Source organism: uncultured Aquimarina sp. (assembly GCF_947492115.1).
Classification (GTDB): Bacteria; Bacteroidota; Bacteroidia; order Flavobacteriales; family Flavobacteriaceae; genus Aquimarina.
This window is the reverse complement of record NZ_CANLMM010000070.1, coordinates 1-212: the sequence shown is the minus strand read 5'-3', so window position 1 is coordinate 212 and position 212 is coordinate 1. Positions and strand designations below refer to the sequence as shown.

Here is a 212-nt window from a genome sequence, read left to right as displayed (position 1 = left end):
CCTTGTGGTCCTTGTGCACCAGTTTCTCCTTGTATACCCTGAATACCTTGTGGTCCTTGCGCACCAGTTTCTCCTTGTATACCCTGAATACCTTGCGGTCCTTGCGCACCCGTAACACCTTGGTCACCCTGAGGTCCTTGCGGTCCTTGTGCACCCGTAACACCTTGGTCACCCTGAGGTCCTTGCGGTCCTTGTGCACCAGTTTCTCCTTG

1 pseudogene is annotated in these 212 nt (G+C 54.7%); it reads right to left on the bottom strand.

The features are described 5' to 3' along the window. A pseudogene (locus Q1A73_RS24555) lies at positions 1 to 212 on the bottom strand (hypothetical protein); the annotation flags it as partial.